Genomic DNA, 23073 nt, shown 5'->3' on the forward strand with positions numbered 1-23073 from the left:
ACGTCTCAACTAACTGTAGTCGAGACGCCACGGAACGGGGTCAGGGAAGCTCAAGTGCCATATTTTCCAGTTCGCTGAATGGAACCGGGCGCGAGAAGAAATAGCCTTGCGCGGCCATGGCGGGCGAATTCTGCACCTGCTGCCATTCCTCTTCTGTTTCAACGCCTTCCACGATCACACCGTTGCAATAACGGTTGATGAGCGCCAGTAACATCGAAAACAGTGAGCGGCCTTCATCGGTTGAACGCAGCAGCATAAACAACTCGCGAGACAGCTTAATATAGTCATAGCGCAGTTCGGTGAGCGCAGAGAAGTTCGCCATGCCAGATCCAAAGTCATCCAGCCACAACGGCCCAAGCTCGGGCATCTTCGCCACCATCTCCTCCTGCGGCAGCGCATGGTGTTCGGTCAGTTCGAAGCGCATCCACGGCAGTTCAGAGATTAATTCACGAATCCCAGCATGTTGCTGTATTGCCATCAACGTCGGGCCATCGATATTAACGGACGCCACCAACTGACGCTGGGTGAAAAAGTGTGACCACTGTAATAACAGCTCAAGCTGTTCCTCGACGACGTCGAGACGCTGCGCGATATTCAGCGCATCAAAATAGGTTTCGGGCGACAACCTTTTCTCTGGTGCGGAGGGATGAGTCACCGCAGTCAGTAATTCAATGGCCAGTAAACGGCCGGAGACCTGGTAGATCGGCTGGAAAGTATAGAATCGTTGGCACTGCTGCCAGAAGAGACGCGTTTCCTGTTGTTGCTCCAGTTCAATTGAAATAGGCAGCCGATGACTTAAATTATTCATCACCATGGTTTTTTCCTGGTTGGTGGTGGGTGCCTGCAAATAACATCCCAGCGGCAAGTATCGGCTATTAACGGGATAACTTTATGTGTCTCAGCAACCACACGAGCAGTTGAGTGTATCAGCGCGTTTCAGGCTTAATCGGCAAAACAAACGGCGCTTTGGCCGCTAAATCACCGTTGACGGGGCCATTCACCACCTTAAGCTAAATTAAAACATCGTTTTAAAAACCATTGACAGCTGCCATACCAGGCGCGAGACTCGTCAGCAGAATTCACTACAGGTTAAAGATCATGACGCAGAAGACCATCGCCATCATTGGCGAATGTATGATTGAGCTGTCTGAAAAGGGTGAGAATATTAAACGCGGTTTTGGCGGTGATACGCTGAATACCGCGGTCTATCTGGCGCGTCAGTCAGATAGCCAGCGGTTACGGGTAGATTATGTCACCGCACTCGGCACCGACAGCTTCAGCGATCAGATGATCGCCGCCTGGCAGCAAGAGCAGGTGCAAACCCAGCTGATTCAGCGCCTCGATAACAAAATGCCGGGCCTGTACTTCATTGAAACCGATGAACATGGTGAACGCACCTTCTGGTACTGGCGTAACGATGCGGCCGCACGTTTTTGGCTGGATAGTCCGGAATCTGAGGCGATCTGCCAGCAACTCGCCCATTACGATTACCTCTATCTCAGCGGAATTAGTCTGGCGATCCTGCCTGCGGCCAGCCGCGAGAAGCTGATGACCCTGCTCAGCGCCTGTCGTCAAAACGGCGGAAAAGTGATTTTCGATAACAATTACCGTCCGCGCCTGTGGGCTGACCAAGCCAGCGCACAGCAGGCGTACGCTGAGATGCTGCGACACACCGACATGGCCTTCCTGACGCTTGACGATGAACATCTGCTGTGGGGCGAACAGCCGCTGGAAGCGGTGATTGCGCGAACGCGTGAGGCTGGCGTGCAGGAGATCGCCATTAAACGCGGTGCCGATTCCTGCTTAGTGGCGATAGGCGACGATGCCCTGTGCGAAGTGCCGGCGATTAAGCTGGCAAAAGAGAAAGTGATCGATACCACTGCCGCAGGCGATTCGTTTAGCGCCGGTTACCTGGCCGTGCGTTTAGCCGGTGGAAGCGCGGAAGATGCCGCAGCGCGTGGTCATCTCACCGCCAGTACGGTGATTCAGCATCGTGGCGCGATTATCCCGTTGGAAGCCATGCCAAATCATTAATAAATCCGCTACGCTGGGTAGTGGCGTGCCATGGCGCGCCCGATGGCGGCAACGGGCGGCCTAAAGGCCGCACCCTACAAAATCCGTCGCGGCGCAATTTATTGCGCGATAAATAGCGCCGCTACCAAATTGACCTGCGCCCCTGAAAAAATCATTACCCCGACTTACCGAAGTCACAGGGAAATTTGTATTAACAACACATTTTTCACTACTAATTTTCATCATCATCGCCAGTCATCCCCATCCGACAGACGCCCCTCAAAACCACTTCAGCCTTACTAATAAGATCAATTTAAATTCAATCGATTACGGCAAGAAAACGGGCCGCCAGGCATAGTCCGAAACTGATGAAATCGGCGGTTTTCGGCTGGACGCCAGCGGGAAAACAGACCATGTTTTAATCAATAACAGCAGGACGCTGTTACTCCGGCCGCGAACAGAATAACGACAACATGACTCGCTCAGGACTGATTGTATGCACACAGAAATTATTAATATCTGGCCGCACGGTGATGCGCCAGGCGCGAGCGATTCGCGCGCTCAACCGCAAATCGTCGATCTTGCTAAAGAATATGAACCCTATGACCGCGCCGCCACCGGTGTGCGTTGCCCGGAGATGGCAATCTGGCATCCGGAAACCTCCAACGGGATTACGCTGCTGGTTGCGCCTGGCGGGGGCTATCAGCGGGTACTGATTGACCGTGAAGGCAGCGCGCTCGCCACCTTCTTCACTTCCATGGGCTATACGCTGGCGGTGATGACCTATCGCCTGCCCTACGATGGCCATCACGAAGGCCCGGATGCACCGCTGGCCGATGCGCAGCGTGCGGTTCGCGTGCTGCGAGATCGTGCGCAGCGCGGCATGAATGGCAAATATATTGTGATGATGGGCTTCTCTGCCGGGGGACACGTGGCCGCCAGCCTGGGCACGCGCTTTGGCGAGAAGGTCTACCCGGTTCAGGATCAGGCCGACAGCTTCTCACCGCGCCCGGATGCGATGGTGCTACTTTATCCGGTAATCAGCATGCGTGACGGGCTGGCGCACGAAAGCTCGCGCACCCGCTTGCTCGGCGCGTGGCCTGATCAAAAGCTGATTGAAGCCTATTCACTGGAAACGCGTGTGCATGCGCAAACGCCACCTACGCTGCTGATTCACGCCACTGATGATGAGTCGGTTTCCGTAAATAACAGCATGGTGTTCTTCAGCGCGCTGCGGGAGCACAAAGTGCCGGTGGAGATTCACTTCTATCAGAAAGGCGGCCACGGATTTGGCATCCGGGGCGTGGCGGATTTACCGCTAGCGAGCTGGCCGATGCTCGTGACCGAATGGCTTCGCGCCAAATGATCCCCTTCATACTTTGAGCTGCAGCGGCGTTGGCTGCGCGCGTTCACCCCAGTCACTTACTGATGTAAGCTCCTGGGGATGAACACCCTTGCCGCCTTGCTGCAGCTCAAATTATTTTGGGGATGACATGTGCCAAGATGATTAAACTTGGGCCATGAATCATAAATTATTTGTCATGACGACGGTTGCGCCGGGTCAGTGGCGCTCGCGCTGCCATTACTTTCCGGTTTGGCATCATCTGGCGCAGCCGGTGCGGCAGGCGCATCGGGTACCTTCATCACCTTGTCCCAACTGTCCTGCAGCATCTTCACGTTGGTTTCCGGTTCGCCCTGCGGCTGAATCAACACCATCGTCAGTTCCTGCGTCAGCTGCTGGCGCAGTTCCTGGTTGAGCTGCTCACGTGTCAATTCGCTGAGAAACGCCTGACGCAGCTTCTGGTACTGCTCCGGTGCGATATCCACCACCGCATTCTGCTGTGAACGCAAACGCTGCCCCATCAGAATATCGGTATCAGTACGTGCGTAAGTGGCGAACAGCTTGTTCAGCTCTAACAGCTTTTGCGCCATCAGCGCATCAAACTCTTCCTGCGGTAAGCCTTTATCACGCACCACCGCCAACTCTTTCGCCACCTGATTCATGTTCTGCGCCAGCGAGGCATTAGGACTGTCCATATTAATGGAACACTGTGCGCGCTGGTACAGCACACGGCAGTCAAAACCGACCTGGACGTTCTGCGCTTTGCTGTCCGCCAGCGAGCGCTGCACATGCCAGAACAGGGCTTCACGCGCCAGATCGCTCTGCCAGTAGTGTTGCAGATTTTGCGAGTCGCGAATCGGTTGCCACGGCGTATCCCACACCAAAGACAGACGATCCTGGTTCATACCGCCGTTGACCAGGTTAACCGCCTGATGCGGCAGCGGTGACAGCGTCGGCAGTGCAGCCGGAGCCACGCGCTTGCCCTTCAGCGGTGAGAACGCTTTATTGATCTGCTCGGCCATACTGCGACTATCCACGTTGCCCACCACGTATAGCGTCATGCCATCCGGGGTGTACCACTGCTGATAGAAGCTATTAAGTTGAGCGATATCCACCGGTGCACGCGGCTGTTCGCCAGGATCGTGCGCCAGCATCGCTGAGCCTTTCAAACGATAACGCCACCACACGTCTTGGGTGTTAGGTGGCCAGGTGGCAATCGGGTCGGTCGCGGTTAACGCGGTCGAGATCACCTGCTCATTAATGGTCATTTTGCCTGCGGTCGCCGCCAGCCAGCTCAGCGCTTCTTTCAGCAGCTCAGGGCGGTTATTCGGCAAGCTCAGGTTGTATTGGGTGTAATCGTATGACGATATCGCCGGTGGCAGCGGTCGCTGCGGGTCCATCGCCTGCTGCCACAGTGCGCGTTGCTGGTTGGTGTCCAACGCGGCGTTATGTACCATCGCCATACGTGGAATCAAGTGGCTAAAGCCCGTTTGCTGCGCGCTCTCCACCAGCGAGCCGGTGTTAACGATCAGGCGCAACTCAATGCGATCGCTCGGACGCTGTGGCGTTGTCAGAAGCTGCCAGCTAAAACCATTGTCCAGTTTACCTTCCTGCCAGGCGGGATCGGGCTGGAGTGTTTCAGCGTGTGCGCCAAAGCCGGATGCCGCAAGGATCAATCCGCCAACCAAAAGCCGAATTCTGGTGCCCTGCATGTGAACCCCTACTCAAACAGATCAACGCTCGTTATCGCGACATAAACGGTCACAACAGGGGTGACCGACGCGGCATTTCGCCGCCACGTTTATTGAAGAACAGACTCTTTGACCACAGGATGGCCAGGATGTCGCGCAACGAGGTAAAAAATCGGGAAAAAAATCAATGGGGTTTATTATGCAAATGCCCGCTGTCAGGGCAAGCGACAGCGGGCATTTCTCGGGAAATTAACGCAATTAGCCGATTAGATGCTGGTTTGTGATGCGTTATTCACCTTTTTCCCTGAAGAAAGCGTCGCTTTCATCTGCTCTTCATCCAACTGACCGACCCACTTCGCCACGACAACGGTCGCCACGCCGTTACCCACCAGGTTAGTCAGTGCACGCGCTTCGGACATAAAGCGGTCGATACCGAGAATCAGCGCCAGACCCGCCACCGGCAGATGTCCCACTGCAGATAAAGTCGCTGCCAACACGATAAAGCCACTGCCGGTCACACCCGCAGCCCCTTTAGAGGAGAGCAGCAGCACCACCAATAACGTGATCTGATGGAAGATATCCATATGCGCGTTGGTGGCCTGTGCGATAAACACTGCCGCCATGGTGAGATAGATAGAGGTACCATCAAGGTTGAATGAGTAGCCGGTCGGGATAACCAACCCCACTACCGACTTCTTACAACCCAGCTTCTCCATCTTATCCAGCATACGCGGCAGCGCGGATTCCGAAGAAGAAGTGCCCAGCACAATCAGCAGCTCTTCTTTGATGTAAGCGACGAACTTGAAGATATTGAAGCCCGCCCAACGCGCAATCAGCCCCAGCACCACCACCACAAACAGCACACAGGTAATGTAGAAGCAGATAATCAGCTGCCCCAACTGCACCAGTGAACCGACGCCGTATTTACCGATGGTAAAGGCCATGGCACCGAAAGCACCGATTGGCGCGAGGCGCATAATCATGTTGATCACGCCGAAGATCACTTTCGAAAAGCTCTCAATGACGTTGAACATCACGGTACCGGCGTTACCCAGGCGATGCAGGGCAAAACCAAACAGAATGGCGAACAGCAGCACCTGCAGGATGTTGCCGCTGGCAAAGGCGCCGATCACGCTATTCGGGATGATATCCAACAAGAAGGCGATAACACCCTGCTCTTGCGCCTGCTGGGCGTAAACCGCCACGGCTTTAGCGTCAAGCGTTGCAGGGTCAACGTTCATGCCCGCACCCGGCTGCACCACGTTAACCACAACCAGACCGATAATCAGCGCGATGGTGCTGACCACTTCAAAATAGAGCAGCGCAACAGCGCCCGTACGTCCAACGGCTTTCATGCTCTCCATGCCGGCAATACCGGTCACCACCGTACAGAAAATCACGGGGGCGATGATCATCTTGATCAGCTTAACGAAACCATCACCAAGCGGCTTCATTTGCGCGCCTAACTCAGGATAGTAGTGGCCCAACAGGACGCCGATGCCGATGGCAACCAGCACCTGAAAGTAGAGGCTTTTGAACAGTTTCATAACAGGTGTCCAGGTATAGACGGAATTCACCGCCGTTATTATGGAGAACGCATGCGGCAAGCCGCCTGGAAGCGAAAAAACCTTACCGATTGCGGGAAAATAACACCCCGTTAACAGGATTAATATACCCTTACATTCCTTACAAAAGTTACAAAACTCTAACTATGAACTGAAACGCTTCAGCACACGGTACATCAGCGTTTTATCAAGGAAAATCAATAAATCAGGTGATTATTCAGGATGTGACGAAGGCGCAAGCCAGCGTTGATTAAAGATGTGTAAAGGTAAGGCTTCTGCGTATAAGTAGCCTTGCCCTATGGTAATTCCGCGCGCCAGCAGCCAGTCACGCTGCTCTTCCGTTTCAACACCCTCGGCAATCACGTCAAGGTGAATGATGTCGGCAATGGCTGACACAATACGCACCATGGTGTCGTCATCGGGCAGTGCGGCAACGAAGCTGCGATCCATCTTCAGCTTGTTCACTGGCAGCGCTTTAAATTGATGCAGATAGTTGAGATTCGAGTAACCCATACCGAAATCGTCGAGCGCGACTGCCACGCCGGTTTGCTGCAACGCGCGCAGCAGGGATATCGCCTGCTCAGCATCACCTATTTGCGCGGTTTCAGTAATTTCCAGTACAAAGTTACCCGGTGCAATGCGATGGCGCTCCAGCAGCCCCTGCAAATGGCTCACCATGCTGGCGTCACGCAACTGCACGGCGGAAATATTAACGCTGAGTGGGATATTGATGCCTTGCTTCTGCCAGGCGGCGAGAATGCGGCAGGCTTCTTCAAATACCCAGCGGCCTATCGCCGAAATCACGCCAATCTCTTCGGCGCTGGCAATAAACTCTTCTGATAATCCGTAACTGCCATCCGGCATACGCATACGCAGTAACGCTTCGGCACCGGCCAGTTCACCGGTTGCCATGTTGATTTGCGGCTGCAGATAGAGTGCAAACTGATCGTCCTGTAAGCCCTGCAAGATATCGTGCTCCTGCGTCAGACGTTTTTGCGCCCGTTCAGTGAGTGCCGGATCAAAGAACAGAATCTGGTTTTTACCCTGATGACGCGCCGACATCATGGCGGAGGTGGCGCGATCAAGCTGCTCGCCCGCGCTGACGACGCTATCGTCATACAACGCCAGACCGATACTGGCATTGGGACGCAGTTGCAGTTGATGAAGATTGACGGGCTGATTGATGCGGATCATCAGGTTGCGGGCCAGCCGCATCGCCCGGAACGGGTTATGGGCGCGCTTCATCAATAACGCAAAATCGCTCGGTCCGGTTTGCGCCAGCAAAGTGTGATCGTCCACGGTGCTGCGAATTTTTTCCACCAGCGTCAGCATTAAGGTATCGCGCTGCTCATCACTCAGGACGCCGTTGGCTTCCTGCAAGGTCTCAATGCGGATCACCATCAACCCCCACGGCTGACGACGATGGCGATGGCTGGCGTGCTGATCGAGCAGGGCCAGGAACAGTGCGCGATTGGGCAAATCGGTGACGGCGAAATGGGTGGTCATACGGCTCATTTCATCATGAATCGACTCCAGCACCTGCTGATTGCGGTTGTAGCTACGGATCAGCATGCCGATTTCATCGTCGCGATGGTTGTGCGGCAAATCCAGTTTGTGGGTGAGAATCGCTTGTGGCGGTAGCTCCTGCAAGTCACGCGACAGGTTACGCAAGGGATGCACGATAAGACGGTTGATGCACCAGCTGATGGCCACTGAGAGAATCAGTGCCAGCAGCAAATAGGTGGTGATCATGGTTGAAAGCGTACTCAACAGGAATTGATACACCCGTGAGGAGTCGGCCTGTAGCACCAGATAAGCGATCGGCTTCGGCAGCCCGGTTCGCTCAACCGAGTAGAGCGGCAGAGTGATTTGCACCGGCAGCTCAAACAGGCGTGCAACAAAGCGTGGCACCGGTTTTTCCGGCACGAAATCGGCATGCAGCGCCTGGAACGCGTTTGGCAGTACCACATCCGCCCGAGACAAAATACCGGCAGGTTTGAGGGTATTGAGAATGCGTTCCGCCTGCGGAATATCGCCTTTGAGCACCGCTTCAGACAGCGGCTGACGCACCGTGTGCGCGATATTCTCCATCTGCTGGGCGTAGTCAATCCTGCGCTGCTGCACAAAGTGGAATAACTGGATGACGATAAAAATGCTGATGGTCACCATCGCCACGGCGGACACCGTTGCCATCTGCTTTATCGTTAACGAGCGGCTAACGCGCAACAAAACCTCTCCCGGCGTCTCACGCCGTGTCTTTAGATGAAATGCGCAGCGAGTATATCGCAGGTCAGTGATTTTTTGCGCCGGGATAAGGTCGAAAAGTGGCTGAGAGAGGCAGATAAGTGGGTGAATAGGAATTGTTCAGGTTGCCGAACCGATTTAAACCAGCAAGAAACCGTAGCGGCGTGATTTATCACGCAGATTTGCAGCGCAATAAATTGCGCCGCTACGGTTCACATTGACGATTACTGCGGATACGCGACCCAATCCCCACCATTGAGACGTATCCAGGGTTTACCCTGATACATCATCACCACGGCGTTATCGTTTTCTGACACCACTGGCGATTGCGGTAAATTATCTGCCAGTACCGACATATTCACGTTGGGTGCGTTAAACACCTGTCCATCCACCACGCGGGAAATAATCTCGGAAATCGCCAGCAAACTGGTCGGCGTATCAATGGTCAGCGGTTGGCCTTGATGCGGTGCCTTCATGCCAACAAACTTAATGCCCACCGGCACATGGGTAATGCTTGGGCTGGGGATATCGCGCAGACCTGACATCTGCATCTTATCGCCCTGCAGCGCAGCACCGTGTTCGGGCACCACCAGCACCATCACACGACGACCAGATTTCTCCAGATTAGTCAGGAAAGTATCAAGCTGATCAAACAGTACTTTAGCGCGCGGCTGCCAGTCGGCGGTGCGCGTGCTGCCCAGCTCACGCGTGCCATCATGCAGCGGGATCAGGTTATAGAAAGTGGCACTGCGCGCATCGCTGCTCTTGGTGCGATCGTCAAGCCAGCGCTGCATAAGCTGCCCATCATTAAACACCGTCGAACCGTCAAACGAGGTTAGCTCCGGCGCAATTCCCGCCTGCGACATCAGCGGTGCTTGCAGATTGCCATCTTCGCGCAACTCTTTGAGGTAGTTACCAAACACGCCGGTGTGGTCCATCATCAGCTCTTGCTTAAAGCCGAGCTTCGCCAGATTATCAAACAGATAGCAGCGTTGATCGGTGGCTTTATACAGATTGGTATGCGACGTCTGGCCGCAGCTGGCACGCAGCAAACGAATCCCTGCCGGGCCGCTGTAGCCGGTGGCGGAGTTGTAGTTATTCAGCACGATATCAAAATGCTTCCACAGCGGATGGTCTCGCAGTTGCGCCACATCCAGATCTGACCACGACAGGGAGCAGATATTGATCACCAGGATATCAAACGGCTGCGAATCCGCAGGCAAGGCATCCGGGAAGTGGGTGACGCGTTGGCGCTCACTGTCGTAGAAGCGATTGAGCCACGAGGTCAAATTGGCACTGGTCGGTGGCGCCGATTGATCCAGGCCATCCGGCGCTTTAGCCGTGGACGGTTTGTCATTCAACGCCACTTCGGGCGTGGCGGCCTTGGTCGGCAACAAATTCATCGCCGGTCCGGCTATCGTCAGCACGTTCAACCAGATCAACATCAGCGATACCAACACGGTGACGCGAATCCACTGGGCCACGAACAGGTACAACACCAGCAGCACAAAGCCGGTGCCGATCATCTCCCAGTTAATAAAGCGATTCACCAGGTCGAGCAGGTAAGCCGATGAGAATCCAGCTAGCTGACTGCCCTGGCTCATGATCGATTCTGGCCCTGGCAGCCAGGTATCGTGCCAAAACAGCGCAAAGCCAATCGGCAGCGAAACCCAGTGTCGAATGCGATGCAGACGGCGTGACGGCAGCGGGAACAGCAACCAGGCCAGAAACACCAGATTGCTCAGCGCGTGAAAATTAAGATAGCCGTACCACAACAGTCCAAATTTGATCAGGAAGTAGAAGTTCCAGCCGCCGAGACCGCGCCACCACGAACCGTGCAGCGTCGAAGGTTTAGTATCACTCATTACGCTTTGGTATCCGTTTTAGCGGGTTTGCGTTGCCACTGCCCTTCCGATTTCAGCGCACGCGGCGGCAGCAAACGCATCAGCAAGCTGGTGCTGCTGCGCGGTAACCAACGCACAAACAACGATTTCAGGAACAGCAAAATTAATAACAGCAGGATCGCCACCTGCACCCAATCCATCATTGTCATCAGTGGCGATCTCCATCGAGGTTGAGAATAATTGGTTGTGGTGTTTGCGCACTGCGCCTCTCAGCAACCTCCTTCGGACGGGTCGAGGGTAAATCCACCGAAGCCATCTGCACTTCACGTTGCGCCACCGGGGTCAGCTGGCGAATCTTATTCACCTCAGACAGGATCTGATTGTCCTCAAACCACACCACGCGGTTACTGAACAACTCATCATGTGGCAGTGAGAAAATCGACTTCAGCGCAATATCCAGATCGTTAAAACGACAGGAGGATAAGAACAAATAGATGCGGTCATTAATCAACGTCACCAAATCACCAAAGCGGCGCGGTTTGCACAACGTCAAAACCTGCTCCGGTTTCAACTGAGGGACGGGACGCAGCGCCACCATCAACCCTTTGTCATTTTCTGGCAGCAGCGTGTTGCCCATTAACTGCTGCACGGCGGTGCAGAAGTTGTCCAGCGGCAGATAGCCTTTCTGCTGGAGCGGTTGCAACGCCTGCATTAGTGCCGAGAGATTGGCCGGCACGTGACGGGTAAATTGCTGCCCCTGAATCCCCTCCAGCGTGGTGAGAAAACGCGATAAGCTGGCTGCCGTTGGCACAATGGCATTCACGCCGCAGGCCAGCAGCAGGCGTTCATCACTGTATCTCAGACTGGTACTGATTTCGCGCACTACAATCTTCAAGGTATTACCGCGTGAACGGCGCAAACTGTGGACCATCTTCGCTAAGGTATTGATATCCTGATTATGGGCCAGGCTAAAAATGACAGTTGCCGCATTCGCCTGCTGAGCACGAGAGAACACCCCTTCATTGTCGCTAAACAGTTGCCACTGGCTGGACAGCGGCGGTGCACCTTCTAACACCCCTTCTTGCGCCAGGAATTGATTTTCATCATTCAGGCTGAGCGGAGTATGTTGTTCCGTTTCATTGGCGGCACAGAATTGATTATCCGTACAACTGAGTCGGATAGCGCGGTCCGCCAAAAGTTTGTCTGCGGAGTACCACCAGTTAATTCGGTATTGCCAGCTATCTTGTTGAAATTCTAAATGCGCGACACCATCAAGCTGGCGAAAATAACGCTGAAGATGATTACGCAAGTGAATAATTGCCGTTCCCGAGGTGATCAGTAACAACGTGATTTGTTTTTTTATTAACAAACGACGCATGCGTTTCACCCATTGCGTCAGCTCATCCTCGGATAATTTACTCCACAGCGCGGCGTTGCTGTAAAACAGCACTAACCCACTGCGGCTATTCAGCACGCGGGCAAAATCATTCTCAAGGTGCTGTAGGCTGGCTTTATTAGCTGGTAAAGAAAATAGCGGGATACGCGCTGGGCCAGAAACAGGATCGGGAGTGAGCAGCGCTTGTGGCTTCTCATCTGCGCTGACCAGTGTTGCCGCCTGCTGATGGCTAACCACTTGACGCAGCAGTAATCTGGCATCTTCCTGACGCTGACTGGTGATCCAATAAAACCCTGGATTCTGTAGTGTAATTAATTCCTGCTGAACCTGTTGTAGGCCAAGCGCGTAGCGATTTTTCATATTTGTTTCACGATCAGAACAATCCAGGCTAGTTTAATATAGACGACGACGATTGGAACTGCTGAAATAAATAAAACCTGCGCTATCTCAAATCACATTGATTTTTGCATGGTGCCTGCTTTTCTTCCGGTCTAGACTTTACAAAAAATAAAACCACAATTCATCCGTTGCTGTTTTTGGTGGCAAGAAAGTAATGAAAACTGAGAATGCCTTTTCGCTGATCGCTTCCACCAGTGAGGATCAGGATGACATTAATGCGTTGAGCGAAGCCTTTTCTTTAATGGCCTTTCGTTACATTGATATTGCCCGCGAAGAGCGCCTCAATTCTCTGCTCACGCGCTGGCCGCTATTGCATGAATTAACTGCCTTACAGGAACCTGAACGCTAATGCCGGTTATTGCCTTACAAGGATTGCGTGGTGGTTGCGGTGCAACCTCGCTCAGTGCGGCACTCGGCTGGGCACTCAACGCGTTGCGGGAATCGGTGTTAGTCATCGATTTTTCTGCGTCAAATCAACTGGCTGCCCATTTCAACTTGCCTCTCACTCATCCACAGGGCTGGGTGCCCGCCCTGCTGGAACAGCAGCCGTGGCAGCAGTGTGCGCAGCGTTATCAAACCGGGCTCGATTTTCTGCCGTTCGGCACGTTAAGTGATCACCAAACGTTAACCTTGCAAGCGGCGGATGAGCACTTTGCTGCACCACTGCTTAACGCGCTCCCGGCCCTGAAAGCGCACTACCGTTGGGTGATCCTCGACCTTCCGGCGGATCTGCTACCCTGGCAGCGATCTTTTGCCCATGCAGCCGATCGTCTACTGCAGGTGCTATCGCTGGATGCCAACTGCCAGTTGCGTTTGCATCACCCACGCTTCCTGCCGCACACCCTGTTTTTGATCAACCAGTTCAACGCCAACAGCCAGCTACAACAAGATCTGCATCAACTGTGGCTGCGCACGCTGAAGAATCTTATTCCACAGGTCATTCATCGTGATGAAGCGCTGGCCGAGGCGCTGATGATGAAGCAGCCGGTGGGCGAATATCGCCCCCATGCGCTGGCGAGTGAGGAGATCAATACCCTGGCGAACTGGCTGCTGCTGAATGTTGCGGGTGGTCACGCGTGAATCCGTTGCGCTGGCTTTTGGTTCCGCAGGCATGGCAGGCGCTGCAGCGTCGCGCCCGTACAGCACGTCAGCACGGCGCAGGGCGTTTAACCGTGGCGTTGCACCTGCTGTGGTGTGTGCTGGCCTGGTCGCTGCTGCGACTGGAAACGCCCGGCTGGCAACGTATTCTGCAACAGCGTCAGCGCTACTATCCGCAAATCTCAGCGCAGCGCCCGCGTCCGTTAGATGCGCTGCGCTACGCGCTGCAGAGTCTGTGGCTGCTGCTGGTGTTGCCACTCGACAACAGCGCGCGCAGTGAACGTAAACGCTTCAACGCATTCAGTTCACTGTTTCGCTGGCGTCAGCAGTTTTATCAATGGTTGGGCACGCTGCCTGCACGGGTAGCGAAAACCGGTTTGCATCTGCGCACCGAGCAACAACTGCAAAAACTGCCCGTGCGCGTGCGTCAGTTGCTGTTTATCACCGCTGCGATTGTCGCCAGTCTGCTGGCGTTACTCTGTATTTCACAGCCGTTTGGCATCACCACCCAGTTTGTTTTTGTGCTGCTGTTGTGGGGTCTGGCGATGATGGTGCGCCGCGTGCCGGGCCGCCTCTCGACTATCATGCTGATTGTGTTGTCGCTGACCATTTCCTGTCGCTATTTGTGGTGGCGTTACACCGAAACCCTGAACTGGGACGATCCGCTGAGCCTGACCTTTGGTCTGCTGCTGATTGGTGCCGAAACTTATTCGTGGTCGGTACTGGTGCTGGGTTATTTCCAGACGCTGTGGCCACTCAATCGCCAGCCGGTGTCAATGCCCCCTGAAATCACCACCTGGCCCAGCGTCGATATTCTGGTGCCGACGTATAACGAGCCGCTGAGCGTGGTGAAACCGACCATCTACGCAGCCATGGGCATCGACTGGCCGCAGGACAAACTCAATATCTACATTCTTGATGACGGCACACGGGAAGAGTTCCGCGAGTTTGCCGCCAGCGTAGGCGTCAATTATGTGGTGCGTCCCACTCATGAACACGCCAAAGCAGGCAACATCAATCACGCGCTGAAAGTCGCGTGCCGCAGTGACTACGTGGCGATATTTGACTGCGACCACGTGCCGACACGCTCCTTCCTGCAACTGACCATGGGCTGGTTCCTGAAGGATCACCGTCTCGCGATGCTGCAAACACCGCATCACTTCTTCTCCCCTGACCCGTTCGAGCGCAACCTCGGCCGCTTCCGCCAGACGCCCAACGAAGGCTCGCTGTTCTATGGCCTGGTTCAGGACGGTAATGACACCTGGGATGCAGCGTTCTTCTGCGGCTCCTGTGCGGTGCTGCGCCGTACAGCATTAGATGAGATTGGCGGCATTGCAGTGGAAACCGTGACCGAAGATGCCCACACCTCGCTGCGCCTGCATCGTCAGGGTTACACCTCAGCGTATATTCGCATTCCACAAGCCGCCGGCCTGGCGACCGAAAGTTTGTCCGCACACATTGGTCAGCGCATCCGTTGGGCGCGTGGCATGGTGCAGATTTTCCGTCTCGATAACCCGCTGTTTGGTAAAGGGTTAAAGCTGGTGCAGCGCTTATGCTACGCCAACGCCATGCTGCACTTCCTCGCCGGGATTCCACGCCTGATCTTCCTGCTGGCGCCCTTGGCCTTCCTACTGTGCCACGCCTACATCATCTACGCCCCCGCGCTGGCGATTGCGATTTATGTGTTGCCGCATATGGTGCACACCAGCCTGACGAACTCGCGCATTCAGGGACGCTGGCGTCACTCGTTCTGGAGTGAAGTGTATGAAACCGTGCTGGCATGGTACATCGCGCGCCCGACCACCGTGGCGCTGTTTAATCCGCACAAAGGCAAGTTCAACGTCACTGCCAAAGGCGGTCTGGTGGAAGAGCGCCATCTCGATTGGGTGATCACCAAGCCTTACATGATGCTGGTGCTGTTGAATATCGCAGGCATCGGCATGGCCTTCTGGCGCATGGCCTACGGCCCCGCCAACGAAATGCTCACCATTTGGGTCAGCCTGGTGTGGGTGGTGTACAACATGATCATCCTCGGGGGGGCCGTGGCCGTCTCGGTGGAAGCGCGCCAGATTCGCGAAGCGCACCGCGTGGAGATCGCCATGCCGGCGGCCATCGCCCGTCAGGACGGCCATATGGTGCCCTGCACACTGCGTGACTACTCCGATGGTGGCGTGGGCGTCGAACTGCGTGAAGCAGATGCCCTGAAGGAAGATGAACCCGTCTGGCTGCTACTGCGCCGTGGTCAGCAGGAGTTCAGCTTCCCCTGCCAGGTACAGCGCGTGTTTGGCCGCCGTGCCGGTATTCGCCTGCATCAACTCTCGACTCGCCAGCATATTGAATTTATTCAGTGTACCTTCGCCCGCGCCGATACCTGGGCGCTATGGCAGGACGGCTTCCCGGAAGACAAACCGGTGCAGAGCCTGGCAGACATTATGATACTGGGCTTCAAAGGCTATTTGCGCCTGGCGGAGTATGGCCCTGCCCCGCTGCGCCGACTTTTCCGGATACTGACAGCGTTAGTCAGCTGGCTGGCTTCACTGTTACCGCAGGGTATTCGCCACACCCCTGCGGCAATCAAAACCGATTTCACTTAAGTTGATGATAAGACCATGACGAGAAAACTGAGCTGGTTTACCGCCCTGTTGCTGGGCACTGCCACGCTGGCGCAGGCTGCGCCACAGCCTTCAGCGCCCGAGGCACCTCGTGCCGCCGCACAGACGCCGCTCCCGGTGGTTGCTCAACCCCTGGATGTGAATGCGCCGCTGCGCGACAGCCAGCTGCTGTTCAATCAGGTCGCGCCGCCACCCGGCAGCATGACGCTGCGCGGCACGGAACCCACCAGCCAGATCGAGTTTGGGGTGCGCAGTGACGAAGTGGTGACGCGTGCTTTGTTGACGCTCAGTTATCGTCCCTCTCCGGCGCTGATCCCCACGCTGTCGCAACTTAAGGTCTATCTCAACGATGAACTGGTCGGGCTGATCACCGTCACCGCTGACCAGTTGGGCAAAGAGAATCAAACCCAGCTGCCGATCGATCCGCGTTTTATTGGCGACTTCAACCGTGTGCGCCTTGAGCTGGTTGGGCATTACGCTAACGTGTGTGAAAACCCCGCCAACAGCACCATCTGGATGGATATCGGCAAAGAGAGCAAGCTCGATCTGACGCTGCAAAAACTGCCGCTGAAGAACGACCTCTCGCACTTCCCGGAACCCTTCTTTGACGCGCGTGATAATCGGCCTTTGCAGCTGCCGATGGTGTTCAGCAGCCAGCCAAATCTGGTGCAGCAGCGCGCCGCCGGTATTCTGGCTTCATGGTTCGGTAGCAAAGCCCAGTGGCGTGGACAGTCGTTCCCGGTGCTGTATAACCAGTTGCCGAAAGATCAGCATGCGGTGATTTTCGCCACTAACGATCATCGCCCTGACTTCCTGAAAGACCTGCCGCCGGTGGACAAGCCAACGGTGGAGATGGTGAGCCAGCCCGACAATCCGTACGAAAAAATGCTGCTGGTGCTGGGCCGTGATGATAACGACCTGCTGACCGCCGTCGAAGGTATCGCGCAAGGTGAACTGCTGCTGCGCGGCGATACGTCCACCATCGACAGCGTAAAACTGCTGGCTCCACGCCAGGCCTACGATGCGCCAAACTGGGTGCGCACCGACCGCCGCACCACCTTTGCCGAGCTGACGCAATATCAGAACCAGCTGCAGGCCGACGGCTTGCAGCCGAACCCCATCAGCCTGACGCTGAACCTGCCGCCCGATCTGTTCCTGGTGCGTGCACGCGGCATCGATATGGATCTGATTTACCGCTATACCTCGCCGATTCAGCAAGACGGCTCGCGTTTAGCTGTACACCTGAACAATCAGTTCATGCAGGATTATCCGCTGACGGTAAAAGATACCGCCGGTCAGCAGCTGATGCGCATTCCGCTGATGCAAGGGCTGCAAGACAGCAACCGCCAGTTGACCATTCCGGCACTGCGTCTTGGCGTGGTGAACCAACTGCGCTTCAGCTTTGACTATGCCAATACCTTTATTGGCGGCACCGCCGATGGTCGCTGTGAAACCGTCACTGCCGTTGGTCACCACGTGGTGATCGACGATCACTCCAGCATCGATTTCTCCGGCTATCGCCACTACATCGAGATGCCGTCGCTCGGTGCCTATGCTAACGCCGGTTTCCCTTACAGCCGCTACGCCGATCTCGCGCAAACCCTGGTGTTAGTACAGCCGAAGCCGAATAACGGCGAAGTCAGCACCATGCTGAATGCCTTGGGTGCCATCGGCGCGCAAACCGGTTACCCGGCACTGCGCGTGCAAATGAGCGATAACTGGCAGCAAGCCAAAGACAAAGATGCTGACCTGCTGATGATCGGCGGCATCCCGCAGGATCTGCAGGATGATAAGAAGATCAACTTACTGGTCGAGGCGGCACGTAGCTGGATCAACATGCCTACGCGCCCGATCACCGCGCAGAATGTGCCGGTCTCAGACAGTGACCGCAAAGTGGAAAGCCAGACCGGTATCAGTTCACGCGGCCCGATGGGTGCGATTGTTGGATTCCAGTCGCCGTTTAACGATCAACGTAGCGTTGTCGCCTTGCTGGCTGACAGCCCACGCGGCTGGGATTTACTGAATAACGCGCTGCTCGACAGCGGAAAACGTGCTGCCGTGTTCGGCTCTGCCACCATCGTGCGGGAATCGGGCGTCACCAGCGTGCGCGTGGGCGACACCTACTTCGTCGGCCATCTGCCATGGTGGGAACGCTTGTGGAATATGCTGGCAACTCATCCGGTGTGGCTGGCGATTTGTGCCGTGGTGGTGGTGATTCTGTTTGCACTGATGGCATGGCGTCTGATGCGCATGGTCAGCCGTCGCCGTCTGGCCGAGCTGGATGATGATGAATAAACTGCCACTTGGGCTGCTGATTGCCAGCATCCTCGCGGGCCCCGGCGTGGCAGCCGATGGCCCGCAGGTTTCGCCGGTCGCGTGGCTGCTGATGCAGATCCGCACCGGTGAATCCACCAACAAATACGACCTGGTGCGGCAGTCACTCTATCGTCTGGAAAAAATCGATCCGGACAATCCGCAGGTGCTGGCGGCGCAAATCCGCATGGCACTGCGTCAGGGCGATCAGGCCAAAGCGCAGACGCTGCTGGATGAATTGAAGAAAGTGGCACCCAATGACATCGCCACACGGGAATCCGAAACCGGCCTGCGCTTGATGAGTGCGGAAGGTCGCCAGCAGTTGCAACAGGCACGCTTGCTGGCCACCGCCGGACGCGTAGAGGAAGCCAAAACGGCGTGGGATGCGCTGTTCCATGGCGTCTTCCCGGACGTCAACACCGAGCTGGAATACTGGCGTCTGGTGGCACGTTTACCGGGCCAACAGCTCACCGCTTATCGTCAGTTGCAGGGGCTGGAGCAGCGCTATCCCGGCAATATCGGCGTAGAACTGCAGCTGGCACGCATGGCGTTTGATAACAATCAGCCGAATGAAGCGCTGAAGCAACTGCGCAGCCTGGCCAATCGTGATGGCGGGCGTGATGCGGCTTCAGAGCTGTGGCTCCAGCAGATCCAGAATCAACCGGTCAGCGACCGCACTGTGGCCAGCCTGCAGCAATATCTGCAGGTGTTCACCTCGGGTGATGCCCAACAGCGCGGCCAGGAAGAGCTGGCACGGCAGCAGAAATTGCTGGCCGATCCAGCCTATCGTCAGCGTATGCGTGGCCTGGCGCTGGTGGATGCGGGCGGCGGGGCCGGTGCCATTGCCTCATTGAGCGCAGCGCTGAAAGCCAACCCCAATGATGCCGAGTTAATGGGTGCCATGGGCCAGGCGCAGGCGCGTGCCAACAACCGTGCGGCAGCCATCAGCTGGCTGCAAAAAGCCATTCAGGCCGGGCAAGCCAGTACCCAAATTGGCAAATGGCAGTCGCTGCTGCAAACCAACCGCTATTGGCTGGCCATCAATAATGGCGATGACGCGCTGAAAAAAGGCGATCTCTCTGGCGCAGAACGTCAGTATCGCAGTGCGCAGGCCATCGATAATCGCGACAGCTGGGCGTTGATTGGCCTGGGCGATGTGGCTCAGGCACGCAAAAATGAGGCGCAGGCGGAACAGTTCTGGCAACAGGCGCTGCGTCTGGATCGCAGCAATACCACGGCGGTGAGTCGGTTGGCTGGGCTTTATCAAAGACAATCTCCCGCACGCGCCATGGCGTTTATCAATTCCCTGCCTGCCGCACAGCAGCGCTCCCTCGCCGATACCCTGCGTTCGCTGCGCAGTGACAGCCTGCGTGCGGAAGCCGATGCGCTGGCACAACAAGGCCAGTGGCATCAGGCGGTGGTGAAATATCGTCAGGCGGCGCAGGACAACCCTAATGACATCTGGCTCTCTTACCGCTTAGCCGGGGCGCTGCGTAACAGCGGCGCAGAGGCACAAGGCGCACAAGTGATGGACGCCATGGTGCGCCAGCATGCGCAGGAACCCGCCGCACTCTATGCGTGGGCGCTGTGGCTCTCCTCTGGCGATCAGGATGATGCGGCATTAGCGGCACTGCATCGCCTGCCTGAAGCGCGCTGGGACAGCAATATGCATGAGCTGGCCGATCGCTTAACCCAAGACAAAGTCTTCGCCCAGGCCAGCGAACTTCGGGCCAATGGCAAGGAACACGCGGCGCTGGCACTGTTAAACCAGCAGCCCGCCTCACAGCGACGTGACATCACGCTGGCCGACTGGGCGCTGGAGCGGGGTGATGCCCAATCCGCGCTGAACGGCTATCAACGCGTGCTGCAACAGGATGCGCAGAACAATGATGCGGCATTAGGCCGCATTGAAGCGTTAATCGCCCTTAAGCGCACGCAGGAAGCGCGGCAGGCACTGCACGCCCTGCCGCCAAGTGTGGCGCAGCAAAATATCAACAGCGGAAGACGCGTGGCACTGGCCTGGCAAAACAGCGGCGACAGCGTGCGAGCGCAGCAGCTGCTGAATGATTTAAAAAACCGTGTGGCCAAAGAGCCGCCGTCGCAGAGTAAAGCGCTGGTGTACCGCGATGCCGCACGGCTGGAAACCCCTGAGCTGGCGCAGCAGGATTATCGCAAGGCGATGGCCGCCAGCGGCATCAGCCATGATGTACCGATGAGTAATGATGACTACACCCGCCTGACGCGCAATGACGACCAGGATGACTGGCTAAAACGCAGCATTCGCAGCGATGCGGCCGACCTGTATCGTCAGCAGGACACCACCTTCACGCTGGAGCAGGATTACTCACGCGATAAGGGCAACGGCGGCACGTCTGATTTTACCGCGCACACTACCATGATGCAGGCGGAGACGCCTTTCGCTGACGGACGCAGCTTTGTGCGTGTCGATCACGTATTGGTGTCAGCGGGGACTTTTTCCACCACCGACGGCAGCCACAGTGAACGGTTCGGCAGCTGTAATGATGATAATTCAGGTGGCTGTAGCCGCGACTTCACCCAGCGCGATGAAGGCACGTCAATTGGCGTCGGCTGGCACAATGACCGCTGGTCAGGGGATATCGGCACCACGCCGCTCGGTTTTGAAGTGACTAACTGGGTGGGCGGTTTAAGCTGGAAAACCGATGTGAAAGATATTGGCGTGACCTTCACCGCTTCGCGCCGACCGATTTCCAGTTCGCTGCTGGCATACGCGGGTGCCCGCGATCCGTCAGCCAATGGCGGGAAAACCTGGGGCGGCGTCGTGGCGACCGGTGGCTCCATTGGGCTGAGTTACGATCAGGGCGAGGCCAATGGCGTGTGGGCCGATATCAGCGCCCATCAAATTACCGGTGAGAACGTCGCGGATAACAGCCGTGAACGTTTGATGGCGGGTTATTACTACAAGCTGATCAACGAGAACAACCGCCGCGCAACCATTGGCCTCAACAGCATGCTGTGGCATTACCAGAAAGACCTCAGCGACTACACCTTCGGCCAGGGCGGCTATTACAGCCCGCAGCAATATTTTTCGCTGTCGGTGCCGATTACCTATCGTCAACGCACCGAAAACTGGTCCTATGATCTCGGTGGCTCGGTGTCCTGGTCGCAATCGCAAACCGACGGTCAGCAGCGCTATCCGGTCAATCCTGGCTTTACGCTGGCATCCAATCCCACCTCTGACAGCAGCTCAGGTAACGGCTTCGGTTATACCCTGCAAGCGGTGGTGGAGCGCCGTCTGACGCCGCACTGGTCGGTGGGCCTGGCGATGGATATCCAGCAAGCCAAGGATTACACCCCAAGCCATGGGTTGATTTACATGCGCTATTCCATGGCAGGCTGGAACGGGGATATGGACATGCCGCCACAGCCATTGGAGCCGTACGCGGATTTTAAATAAGGGTCTGCACGGGGAATGAAACCGGTCGGCATGAATGCCGACCCTACGCGGATGACGATTGTAGCGTCGCCATTTATGGCGACCGGTACGTCATCCGCACGCTGTGATTGTTAACGCTTCTCTTGATACGCCAACCACGTCAGCAGCTGCAAACTGGCCGAGAAGTAGTTCTGATCCGGCGCTAAACGGTCGCTAAGATAACCGGTTTGGTTCAGAGTCAGATCGCGGATAGCCAGTAGCCCACCGTCCATATTGTATGGAGCAGGTGTATTGGCGAGCACATCAAACCAGGCTGGTGTGGTCATGCGACCATAGCCCTGCCAAACACGTTGGAACGGCACCAGACGTAAGCTTTGCGGATCGTACCACCAGATATTCAGCGGGATACGAATCGCGTCATAGCTGAAGCGGTTGGAGTATCCCACCGCAGGTGCGACTGAACCATCCGCGTTCAGCGCCACCCAATCCAGCGGCAGGCCGGTTTTGCCGAAATGCATATCGCCCAGCAAATCCATCCCGTCATCAATCAAGCTGTTCCACACGCGCAGATGGCTACGATCGGCAAACTCTTTCCATGCCGCAAACAGGAAATAAGAGGGATTCAGCACCACATAGCTGTTTTTGTTGAACCCTTGTGCGCCAGGCAACATCACCGTGCGCCCACCAAAGGTGATCACGTTCTGTTTGACGATAGCCCGCTGAATACGGTCAGAGGTGGACTGATAATCACCGCCCCACTTCTGCCCTGCACGTTGCAGCGCCCATGCAATCAACACATCGCCATCGGACGCGTTGTTTTTATCCGCAATCGGATTGGCTGCACCTGGCGTGTAACGCCAGTAGAACAGATCATTCTGTGGATTGCGTAAATGGCTACGCGTCCACTGCCACAGCTTATCAAAAGTGGCACGATCGTCGTTTGCCACCGCCAGTAACATGCCGTAGCCCTGACCTTCGGTGTGGCTGACATTGTTGTTAGCCGTATCGCTGATACGGCCATCGCTGCTCATAAAACGGCTTTTAAAGGTACTCCAGCCGTCTGCGGCCGCCTGGGCGCTAAAAAACATCACCATGAAACACAGCATCCATTGACGCCAGAACCGCATCACTTTCATCACAG

At 56.0% G+C, this 23073-nt stretch carries 15 protein-coding genes; 7 read left to right on the top strand and 8 right to left on the bottom strand.

The genetic code is table 11. The features are described 5' to 3' along the window. Positions 1-40: 40 nt before the first annotated feature. The gene (pdeH, locus tag ACPUC8_RS00360; protein WP_058970334.1) at positions 41-814 is read right to left on the bottom strand and encodes a cyclic-guanylate-specific phosphodiesterase; all 774 of its coding nucleotides are present in this window, start codon (positions 812-814) and stop codon (positions 41-43) included. Between the two features lie 284 nt (positions 815-1098). Here pdeH and kdgK point away from each other — a divergent pair, with 284 nt between their 5' ends. Next, entirely contained in the window at positions 1099-2034 is a 936-nt protein-coding gene (gene kdgK, locus ACPUC8_RS00365; protein ID WP_039329181.1) for a 2-dehydro-3-deoxygluconokinase, read from the top strand. 475 nt (positions 2035-2509) lie between these two features. Continuing rightward, positions 2510-3379, top strand: coding sequence for an alpha/beta hydrolase (locus ACPUC8_RS00370; RefSeq protein WP_039329180.1), 870 nt, complete (start codon positions 2510-2512; stop codon positions 3377-3379). Between the two features lie 173 nt (positions 3380-3552). Here ACPUC8_RS00370 and ACPUC8_RS00375 read toward each other — a convergent pair whose 3' ends face one another. From ACPUC8_RS00375 to bcsE, 6 genes are all read right to left on the bottom strand, one after another. Next, positions 3553-5067, bottom strand: coding sequence for a M16 family metallopeptidase (locus tag ACPUC8_RS00375; RefSeq protein WP_039329178.1), 1515 nt, complete (start codon positions 5065-5067; stop codon positions 3553-3555). 245 nt (positions 5068-5312) lie between these two features. After that, positions 5313-6593: a dicarboxylate/amino acid:cation symporter gene (locus tag ACPUC8_RS00380; RefSeq protein ID WP_058972856.1), complete on the bottom strand. Its 1281-nt coding sequence runs from the start codon at positions 6591-6593 to the stop codon at positions 5313-5315. A 231-nt stretch (positions 6594-6824) separates the two neighbouring features. Beyond that, positions 6825-8837, bottom strand: coding sequence for a biofilm formation regulator HmsP (hmsP, locus tag ACPUC8_RS00385; protein WP_494925500.1), 2013 nt, complete (start codon positions 8835-8837; stop codon positions 6825-6827). Between the two features lie 242 nt (positions 8838-9079). After that, positions 9080-10720 (bottom strand): cellulose biosynthesis protein BcsG, encoded by a 1641-nt coding sequence (bcsG, locus tag ACPUC8_RS00390; RefSeq protein ID WP_494925411.1) that lies wholly within the window; start codon positions 10718-10720, stop codon positions 9080-9082. After that, entirely contained in the window at positions 10720-10908 is a 189-nt protein-coding gene (gene bcsF, locus ACPUC8_RS00395) for a cellulose biosynthesis protein BcsF (protein WP_494925412.1), read from the bottom strand. The genes bcsG and bcsF overlap by 1 nt, the downstream gene beginning before the upstream one ends. Next, positions 10908-12455: a cellulose biosynthesis protein BcsE gene (gene bcsE, locus ACPUC8_RS00400; protein WP_494925413.1), complete on the bottom strand. Its 1548-nt coding sequence runs from the start codon at positions 12453-12455 to the stop codon at positions 10908-10910. The genes bcsF and bcsE overlap by 1 nt, the downstream gene beginning before the upstream one ends. 193 nt (positions 12456-12648) lie before the next feature. Between bcsE and bcsR the strand changes: the two genes are divergently transcribed. The 5 genes from bcsR to bcsC are packed head-to-tail and all read left to right on the top strand — an operon-like array spanning position 12649 to position 21953. Continuing rightward, positions 12649-12843: a cellulose biosynthesis protein BcsR gene (gene bcsR, locus ACPUC8_RS00405; RefSeq protein ID WP_039329169.1), complete on the top strand. Its 195-nt coding sequence runs from the start codon at positions 12649-12651 to the stop codon at positions 12841-12843. Further along, positions 12843-13574: a cellulose biosynthesis protein BcsQ gene (bcsQ, locus tag ACPUC8_RS00410; protein ID WP_494925414.1), complete on the top strand. Its 732-nt coding sequence runs from the start codon at positions 12843-12845 to the stop codon at positions 13572-13574. The genes bcsR and bcsQ overlap by 1 nt, the downstream gene beginning before the upstream one ends. Further along, positions 13571-16186 (top strand): UDP-forming cellulose synthase catalytic subunit, encoded by a 2616-nt coding sequence (gene bcsA / locus ACPUC8_RS00415; protein ID WP_494925415.1) that lies wholly within the window; start codon positions 13571-13573, stop codon positions 16184-16186. Before bcsQ ends, bcsA begins: the two co-directional genes overlap by 4 nt. Positions 16187-16201: 15 nt before the next feature. Continuing rightward, positions 16202-18499, top strand: a complete 2298-nt coding sequence (gene bcsB, locus ACPUC8_RS00420; RefSeq protein WP_494925416.1) for a cellulose biosynthesis cyclic di-GMP-binding regulatory protein BcsB — start codon at positions 16202-16204, stop codon at positions 18497-18499. Next, positions 18492-21953 (top strand): cellulose synthase complex outer membrane protein BcsC, encoded by a 3462-nt coding sequence (bcsC, locus tag ACPUC8_RS00425; protein WP_494925417.1) that lies wholly within the window; start codon positions 18492-18494, stop codon positions 21951-21953. Before bcsB ends, bcsC begins: the two co-directional genes overlap by 8 nt. Before the next feature lie 110 nt (positions 21954-22063). On the opposite strand, the gene ACPUC8_RS00430 is transcribed toward bcsC, so the two are convergent. Further along, a complete protein-coding gene (locus ACPUC8_RS00430; RefSeq protein WP_494925418.1) occupies positions 22064-23068 on the bottom strand; it encodes a family 8 glycosyl hydrolase in 1005 nt (334 codons plus the stop codon). Positions 23069-23073: the final 5 nt, after the last annotated feature.

The sequence above is a fragment of the Pantoea sp. CFCC18177 genome, assembly GCF_059412425.1.

Coding starts and splice junctions, on each gene's coding strand:
- pdeH (WP_058970334.1), bottom strand. CDS start 814: ATGGTGATGAATAATTTAAGTCATCGGCTGCCTATTTCAATTGAACTG.
- kdgK (WP_039329181.1), top strand. CDS start 1,099: ATGACGCAGAAGACCATCGCCATCATTGGCGAATGTATGATTGAGCTG.
- ACPUC8_RS00370 (WP_039329180.1), top strand. CDS start 2,510: ATGCACACAGAAATTATTAATATCTGGCCGCACGGTGATGCGCCAGGC.
- ACPUC8_RS00375 (WP_039329178.1), bottom strand. CDS start 5,067: ATGCAGGGCACCAGAATTCGGCTTTTGGTTGGCGGATTGATCCTTGCG.
- ACPUC8_RS00380 (WP_058972856.1), bottom strand. CDS start 6,593: ATGAAACTGTTCAAAAGCCTCTACTTTCAGGTGCTGGTTGCCATCGGC.
- bcsG (WP_494925411.1), bottom strand. CDS start 10,720: ATGAGTGATACTAAACCTTCGACGCTGCACGGTTCGTGGTGGCGCGGT.
- bcsF (WP_494925412.1), bottom strand. CDS start 10,908: ATGACAATGATGGATTGGGTGCAGGTGGCGATCCTGCTGTTATTAATT.
- bcsE (WP_494925413.1), bottom strand. CDS start 12,455: ATGAAAAATCGCTACGCGCTTGGCCTACAACAGGTTCAGCAGGAATTA.
- bcsR (WP_039329169.1), top strand. CDS start 12,649: ATGAAAACTGAGAATGCCTTTTCGCTGATCGCTTCCACCAGTGAGGAT.
- bcsQ (WP_494925414.1), top strand. CDS start 12,843: ATGCCGGTTATTGCCTTACAAGGATTGCGTGGTGGTTGCGGTGCAACC.
- bcsB (WP_494925416.1), top strand. CDS start 16,202: ATGACGAGAAAACTGAGCTGGTTTACCGCCCTGTTGCTGGGCACTGCC.
- bcsC (WP_494925417.1), top strand. CDS start 18,492: ATGAATAAACTGCCACTTGGGCTGCTGATTGCCAGCATCCTCGCGGGC.
- ACPUC8_RS00430 (WP_494925418.1), bottom strand. CDS start 23,068: ATGAAAGTGATGCGGTTCTGGCGTCAATGGATGCTGTGTTTCATGGTG.